At 28.0% G+C, this 8,024-nt stretch carries 8 protein-coding genes; 6 read left to right on the top strand and 2 right to left on the bottom strand.

The window, feature by feature from the left end; all coding sequences use genetic code 11:
* Positions 1-293: 293 nt before the first annotated feature.
* Positions 294-989 (top strand): Crp/Fnr family transcriptional regulator, encoded by a 696-nt coding sequence (locus COL3_RS10365; RefSeq protein WP_008424553.1) that lies wholly within the window; start codon positions 294-296, stop codon positions 987-989.
* Positions 990-1,161: 172 nt separating this feature from the next.
* On the opposite strand, the gene COL3_RS10360 is transcribed toward COL3_RS10365, so the two are convergent.
* The gene (locus COL3_RS10360; RefSeq protein ID WP_008424551.1) at positions 1,162-1,821 is read right to left on the bottom strand and encodes an elongation factor G-binding protein; all 660 of its coding nucleotides are present in this window, start codon (positions 1,819-1,821) and stop codon (positions 1,162-1,164) included.
* A 235-nt stretch (positions 1,822-2,056) separates the two neighbouring features.
* The gene (locus COL3_RS10355; protein WP_008424549.1) at positions 2,057-2,362 is read right to left on the bottom strand and encodes a CD3324 family protein; all 306 of its coding nucleotides are present in this window, start codon (positions 2,360-2,362) and stop codon (positions 2,057-2,059) included.
* A 394-nt stretch (positions 2,363-2,756) separates the two neighbouring features.
* On the opposite strand from COL3_RS10355, the gene COL3_RS10350 reads away from it, so the two are divergent.
* The 5 genes from COL3_RS10350 (at position 2,757) to COL3_RS10330 (ending at position 7,914) form a co-directional block, all read left to right on the top strand.
* Positions 2,757-4,358: a PAS domain-containing sensor histidine kinase gene (locus COL3_RS10350; protein WP_008424547.1), complete on the top strand. Its 1,602-nt coding sequence runs from the start codon at positions 2,757-2,759 to the stop codon at positions 4,356-4,358.
* 337 nt (positions 4,359-4,695) lie between these two features.
* Entirely contained in the window at positions 4,696-5,391 is a 696-nt protein-coding gene (locus tag COL3_RS10345) for an isochorismatase family cysteine hydrolase (RefSeq protein WP_008424545.1), read from the top strand.
* Between the two features lie 256 nt (positions 5,392-5,647).
* On the top strand, positions 5,648-6,295 hold the full coding sequence (locus COL3_RS10340; RefSeq protein ID WP_008424543.1) for a tRNA-uridine aminocarboxypropyltransferase: 648 nt from the start codon (positions 5,648-5,650) through the stop codon (positions 6,293-6,295).
* Positions 6,288-6,983 (top strand): MBL fold metallo-hydrolase, encoded by a 696-nt coding sequence (locus tag COL3_RS10335; RefSeq protein ID WP_008424542.1) that lies wholly within the window; start codon positions 6,288-6,290, stop codon positions 6,981-6,983. Before COL3_RS10340 ends, COL3_RS10335 begins: the two co-directional genes overlap by 8 nt.
* Before the next feature lie 118 nt (positions 6,984-7,101).
* Positions 7,102-7,914: an alpha/beta hydrolase gene (locus COL3_RS10330; RefSeq protein WP_008424540.1), complete on the top strand. Its 813-nt coding sequence runs from the start codon at positions 7,102-7,104 to the stop codon at positions 7,912-7,914.
* Positions 7,915-8,024 lie beyond the last annotated feature (110 nt).

Below are 8,024 nucleotides of genomic sequence, written 5' to 3'. Positions count from 1 at the left end.
TGCAATTTAACCTCCTTTGATGATGGAAAATAGGCTGGCAAATGGACTTGTTATTTATTTGATAGTGCCTAATGAAACTAAGAATTATGAGAGTGTCTTAAGGTGTTTATGACACTCTTTTTAATTGAGTTTTAAATTTAGTTAATAATGTGACTAAGTCACACTCAATTTTTAAAATTTTCCTTTATAATGGGTTATAGAATAAATAATTATTTAAGTAGAAAATTAAAATACTAAAGTTTAAATTGTGACAAGCTTTATTAATTAAATTATAATTTCATGGAGGAAGTTAGATGAAAGATTATGATGACGTATTAAGTATAAAAGCAAAAAATCTAAAGGCTTTATATGAAAGTTATCCGATATTAAAAGAAATAAATGACAGAAATAGCGAGATTATAAGCTCACATGCAATTTTTAAGACTTTATATGCAGATCAATATATGAAATCAGAAGAGGGTACATGTTCAGGAATTTTATTTGTAGTAAAGGGAACAATTAAAATTCAAAAAATAAATAAAAATGGAGATGAAACAAATCTGTATAATATTAAACAAGGTGAGTTTTGCCATGAGGCTTTAACCTGTTTATCAAATTTTGAATCATTAAATATAACTGGAAAAGCTATTCAAGATTCGGAAATATGTATTATTCCTTTAGACATTATGAGATTACATGTTATAACTGATAGTAAGTTTTTATTATATATTTATGAGGATTTATATAGAAAATTTAATACTATTATTGAAAATAAAGAAGAAATAATCCATGAATCATTAGAAACAAGGCTTGTAAAATTATTGTTGAGTAAAAAGAGTAACATAATTTATGCCACTCACAGCGAATTAGCTTTTGAGATTGATTCAGCTAGGGAAGTTGTAAGTAGAAAATTAAAGCAAATTGAAAAGGAAGGCTATATAAAATTAGAAAGGGGTAAAATAATTATAAATAAGAACTTAAATGATTTTTTTAAAATTAATGTTACATGAAAAAGAAGGATGCAAATTTATAATGTTTGGATTTTAATAGGGTGCCTATATTTATCAAAAGAAAGTGCATTCTTCTTTTCATTAAGAATTCACTTTCTTTCTAATATAAAACTTAAAATAATTTACTCCTCAGTCTTTTATTTGTGATGATGTTTTGAATATACAATATCTATTATTTTATATTGTTGACTTCCTTTAAAATTCTCTCAAGCTTTTCAATTGATACAATTCTATTATTGCATTTCTCACTATCTAAACATATATCAAAACCTATTGATTTATAGGCGCCTTCTCCAGTATTATCTGTTTTACATATAGGTGAAACAAAGGCCACTTCATCTTCACGTCCTATACGGTTGCAAAGTGCGCATATATGGGTGTTACTTGATTTATGATTTGTGATTCTACATGACATACCAATTAGACTACCATTCATATTGTATGCAATAAATAATTTCCTAATTGATTCATCAATCCAGCCTAAATATACGTTCTTTGAATCCTGAGCATCTGAGCTTGGTAGTTTAAGTTTCTTTTCCTTTTTAAACAACTTATTAAGCTGTGCATTTGTAATGTTGGGCATTCCATATACATATTGATTTAAACCAGATAAATACTTATCAATGTATAAGGGATCCTTTATTTTAGTAATATCCAGTAATTCTTTTTCATCTTCCGATAAATTTGGAAAAATCCTTAATATTTTTTCGTTTATATATGCTTTAGTAGCTTCAATGATATTTGTATCTACTGAACTTCTATAAGCATTATTTAAGTCAGTTAAACATTTTCTTATATAATTATATTGATGTTTTTTTATAAAAGTATTCATAAAATCTTGTACCTCTTTTCTATGAAATATTATCTTGATTGCTCAATTATTTTCAGTTTTATTTTTCAAAATAAAAAGATGACTATTGTTACTCCATTTGAAAGTAACAGTAATCATCCTGATTAAAACGTATTGTATATTCATAATTATTTACCTTTGAATCTTGTCTTAAATCAGAAATTATACTTTCATTGGATTGCCACAATGAAATCATAACATGATTTTAAAAAAGTATTCAATCTAATATATAGTTCTGTAATGATTGTGAGAAAAGAGTTTTCTCTTGACCTATTATTCTTCTTATACTTTTTTCTGATAAATAATATTCTTGAGTTAATTCATTAATAGTAGCTCCATTAATGTACTTTTTATAAATCTCACTATTTCTTACCTTAAGGCTATTCTTTATACCGCTTTTTTCTCCCCAGGCTTTATGGTTTTCATCTTTTCTGGGTACATAAAGATATTTTCCATCTACATACTTTTGTATTAATTTAACAATTTCCTCTGGTAACACATCTTGTGCCTTTGCATATTTCATTTCCTTACTCCTCCACTTATAAAAAAGTATTAAAGCAAAGAATACAAAAAAGCTATGCGTTACAGAACCTAAAAATGCACGCATCCCAGCTAACTTAACAGCTTAGGCTCCAAACAAAGCATAGCTGACTTTGTTGTAATCTTTGCAAGGAGCAAACTGATTTAAAGCTGAATGTTTCACAGACCTTCATAAAAAAACACCCCCAATATGAATATGTTACTCGTATTATATCATATAATTGAAAGAAATTTTAATGCATATATAAAATAAGAAACTAATTTGTTAAGCAAAAGTTAAAGTATGCTGAATAATAGAATTGTGTGGAATAGCATGGTAAAATAATGCATGTGATAAAACAACGAAAAAATTAAGAATTGGGGAGTGAGCCATTACGATGATATTCTATGATTCATTTGATGTTACTAATAAACAGTCTCATATAGTAGTAAGAAATGAAATTGCTACTGAAATCAGCAAAGAATTTGCTAGTATGACTGAATATTCGGAAGAAGAATTATTAAATAAAAATATTAGTGAGATATTCAATATTTTAAAAATCGGTCCTAGCATTAATGAAAGAAATATTAATAGTGAAAGTGAGTATTTTCTTTTTTCTAAATCCTTGGATGCTAGGTTTATAAATATAAAAGTGAACGAAAGTATAATTGAAAAGGTATATATTTTTTCTGAAAAGCCTAATTCACATCTAGACGTCAGATTCCCAGTAGTAGAAGCATTGTGTTCCCATAATGCACTTGGAGTTGCTATCTTTAGTGTACCTGACATAACTCTATTGAAAGCTAATCAAACTTATCTTAATTTTCTTGATAATCCTTTTAAAAATAAGGAAAATTCCATAGGAAAAAGAATACACGAGATTATACCTGGTTGGATCGGTAGCACCTCTGAAAATATATGGAAAAGTGTACTTTCAACACAAAAGCCGTTTTATAGTGATGAGTATATGTTTGAATTTGAAAGAGGAATTACATATTGGGAGGCAAGTTTAGCCCCAGTGTTTGAAAATGGTATTTTAAAATATTGCATTGAAATTACAACAGATGTAACTGAAAAAGTGTTAAATAGAAAAGTTATGGAGGAGCAGTCAAAGATTATTAAGAAGCAAAATGAACAGTTAACTATGCAGGCAAACCTATTAAAGCAACAAAAGGAAAAACTTGAGAAAATAAATGAGGCACTTAAGAATGCAATGGATATGAAAGATGAATTTTTATCTGTAATTTCACATGAATTTAGAATGCCGCTTAATGTTATTAATACAGCAATTCAGACTTTGAATTTAGTTTATTCAGATCAAATGACAGAGAAGGTTAAAAAATATATGGGAACTATTAGACAAAATACTAATAGACAACTGAGACTTGTTAATAATCTTCTTGATATTACTCGTGCTAATGTAGGGAATATTAAGATAAATAAAAAAAATATCGATGTTGTTTTCCTTACAAAAGCAATAACTGAATCTGTATATGAATTTGCTTCCAAAAAGGGAGTAAGGGTCAAATTTGTATCAAAGCTTTCGAAAAAAATAATAGGTCTAGATGATGAAAAATATGAAAGAATTATTTTAAATCTTCTTTCTAATGCTATCAAATTTACACCGGAGGGTAAATCTATTACGGTGAGCTTGCGGTTGCTAAAAGGTAATATTAATATTGAAGTCAAGGATTATGGAATAGGTATACCGCCAGATAAGTTAGATATAATTTTTGAAAGGTTTGGACAGGTTGATAGTTCGCTATCACGCCAGGCAGAGGGAACAGGAATTGGTTTGTCATTGGTAAAAAAGCTTGTAGAAGCATTGGGTGGAAGTATAAATGTAAAAAGTAAATTAGGAAAAGGTGCGACGTTTACGATCGTTCTTCCTGATGAGAAGGCAATTGAGGAGAAAAATGAAAAGCTAATGCTGGATTTAATGAACGATAACCGTCTTATACAAACTACTAATATAGAGTTTTCTGATATATATTTATGATTACGCCTTCTGTTTAAAGCAAATGTTAATAGTAAAAAATGAAAAATATGTTTATCAACTTTTTCATGGCTAACCTTCTCTCAAAATTTTAATAATCGAATTAATAAATCAATTTATATTATATGTAATTCACAAATTTAATTCACTTCATAAATATGTTCTTTGAATATGATTAATTACGCTATTAATCATAATACGTTGAAAATATTTCGATTATATGACATTTGTCAGTATTAAAATATAATTTTTATCACTATTTTGAACTTGTGCTAAATGGTATTGTTAAGGTAAAGAATAAGTAAAAATTATTAATATAATTTTAGGAGGTAAGAAGTTCATGAATAAAGTTAAAGCGAAATATACGTTCATACGAATCTGTGCTGTAAGTATAGTTATTCTTTTTGGAATTTACTTAAAACCAATAACTTTTCTACTGGTTAGTTCACCACTTTTAATTCGATTTGCTTTCTTTTTTGCTACATCGCGTGGAAGAGAAATAACAAATTATGAAAATCCTAAACAAGCACTGATTATTATGGATATACAGGAAGACATCTGTGGGGAGAATGGTATTTATAAAGATTATTTAAATTTTTTGGATAAGGTAAATAATTCTATTAGCTATGCTCAAAAAATGAACTACAAAATCATTTATATTTGTCAAGAATTTTCCATTATCGAATTACCTTTTGCAGCTCTTGTTACAGGTGGCAGGCTATTAGCTAATCAGGCTGGCACAAAACTTAGCAGGTATCTCCAGACTACTGACGGTAAAATTTTTGTTAAACATCAACAGGATGCTTTTACATCAGAGGAGTTTTCAAAATATCTTGTAGAAAATGAGATTGATACAGTATATCTGGCTGGACTTGATGCAGCTTCTTGCGTATACAAAACAGCATTAGGAGCACTTAAAAGAAAATATAAAGTAAATATAGTTAAAGATGCAATTAGTACTCCAAATAGCATTGTGATGAAGCACATGATCAGGAAATATATAAAAAAAGGGATAAAGATTGTTGAACTAAAGTAAGATAATTACGTATGTCACATTCCTCTATAATATATAAGTAAAAATTAACGGCAAAAGAAATTCATTGTAAATTAACTAATGTAATAATAACAATATAAGTTATAATTAAATCATTCCAATGTCTTATAATGTACAAATGGATTATGATTTGAAAAATAATCCTAGATAATTGTTTGATAGGAAGGACATTTAAATATGTATCTTAATTTTTATATTATTGTATATAGTTATTTAAAACATTAATGTAGGAGGCAACATGGATTCAAAATATAAAGTTAAGCAAATTACAAAATTGTACGAAAGTTGCAGTAAATGCGGGTTACCACTAATTAATTGTATCTGCAATATTGTTCCTCAAATAGAAACTAAAGCAAAGATATTAATACTGTCAACGGAAAAAGAATTCAGTAGACCTTCAAATACAGCTAGATTATTGAAATTACTTAATCCAAAATCGACAGAGATAATTCTTTGGGAGCGAACAAAAATTTCAGAAAAATTAATTGAGTATATAAATAATGAAGATTATGAAAAATATTTACTATTCCCTATAGATAATAGTGATTCACCAGAAAGAAGATTTGAACATAAAAGTTCTGAAAAAACTCCAGTATTTATTATCTTAGATGGTACATGGAAAGAAGCTAATAAAATATTGAGAAAGAGCGATTATTTAAAGAAGTTGCCAAGAATTTCATTAAATCCAATTCATAAGTCAGAATATACTTTGAGGAGAGGTGCATCAGAAGGAGAACTATGTACTATTGAGGCTGCAATTGAAATACTTAAGTTAAATTATGAAATTCAGAACGCACAATTAATTAAAGGTGTTTTTGACTTATTTATTAAAAGTTTTAAGGCAGGAGCGAATGGGTTAAAGTTAAAAGAGGTGTTCTATGAATAAATTAAACTTTCTTGGAAGAGGTTCAGGGTATAACACTAAGGAGGGAAATACTTCAGCTTACATTATAAAAAATGAAACTTTACTATTAATAGATTGTGGGGAAACTGTATTCAAAACAATCGTTGAAAAAAAACTAGTTGATGGAATTAAGAATATATATTTATTAGTAACTCATATGCATTCTGATCATATTGGTTCAATAGGTAGTTTTATTGGATTTTGCTTTTGGAAATATAAAATAGTAACTAAGCTTTATTTTTATGAAACAGATAAGATGAGAAAATTTTTAGAACTGGTTGGTTTAATTGAAAATCAAAGTTTTATTATAATTGATGAAAACACAAGAATTAGTGAATTAGGGTTAGAGTTTCAACCATCCTTGACTAAGCACTCTATGACAGTTAAAACCTATTCATATACATTAAAATTTGATGAAGGAAATGACATTTTTTTTAGTGGAGATACATATGAAACTAATATCGAGGTCATTTCTTTTCTGAAAGAAGGTAATCTTATATATCATGATACATGCCTTGATGATTATGCTGGTAATATGCATACTTCCTTAAGGGTATTAAGTGAAATTATCCCTAAGGAATATAGAAAACAAGTTTATTGTATGCATATCGATGGAGAGAATTTTGTAGAAAGAGCACAAAATGAAGGTTTCAATGTAGTAGATATATAAATATTTTTTTATTCACTACTTATATCTGGCATTTTAAATATAAAAAATGTTTATACACAAATTTAGCTCCAAGCTTATATGATATAAATTATAAATGATTCTATTGGAGGCAATTTTAATGGGTTACTATGTAAAAGTAGAGCCAGATGTAAAGATATATGTTGAAGACCTTAACGATGGGGCTGAGAAAACAATTCTATTTATTCACGGTTGGCCAGGAAGTCATAAATTATTTGAATATCAATTTGATATTTTGCCAAAACTAGGGTATAGGTGTATTGGCATAGATACAAGAGGATTTGGAGATTCAGATAAACCTTATAAAGGTTATAATTATGATAGGCTGTCTGATGATGTTAAGTGTGTAATGGATACATTAAAGCTAAAAGATATAACTTTAGCAGGGCATTCAAATGGAGGCGCAATTGCAGTAAGATATATGGCTCGTCATAAAGGTTATGGAGTATCAAAATTAGCCCTTTTAGCTGCTGTATCTCCAAGTCTTATTAAACGTCCTAATTTCCCTTATGGATTAGATAAAGAAACAGTTATACAGCTTATTGAAGGAACATATAATGATAGACCTAAGATGCTTCAAGGATTTGGAGACATGTTTTTTTATCAACATATAAGTGAAGCTTTTTCAAACTGGTTTTTTCAATTAGGGTTACAGGCAGCAGGGTGGGCAACTGCAGCAATTGCAAATGCGTGGATAAATGAAGTTTTCTTTTCTGATTTAGAACAAATAAATGTTCCAACTTTAATTATTCATGGAATTCACGACAAAATTGTACCTTTTGAGCTAGGTCAAATACAAGAAAAAATGATTAAGAATTCAATACTTATTCCATTTAATTATAGCGGACATGCTGTATTTTATGACCAGCGTGAGGAATTTAACAAAGAACTAATAAAATTTATTGAAGCATAAGATTACAAAAATTAAATATTACACATAAGTATTTCAATATTTCAATGCCGCATTATTCAAAAAATGAATTTGCGGTATTTCTATTTTTATAGAAATATAGTAACTTTGGT

This window comes from Clostridium sp. LS (genome assembly GCF_002760435.1).
In the GTDB taxonomy this organism is placed as follows: domain Bacteria; phylum Bacillota; class Clostridia; order Clostridiales; family Clostridiaceae; genus Clostridium.
The sequence above is the reverse complement of the archived record's forward strand: the minus strand, read 5'-3'. Positions and strand labels throughout refer to the sequence as shown.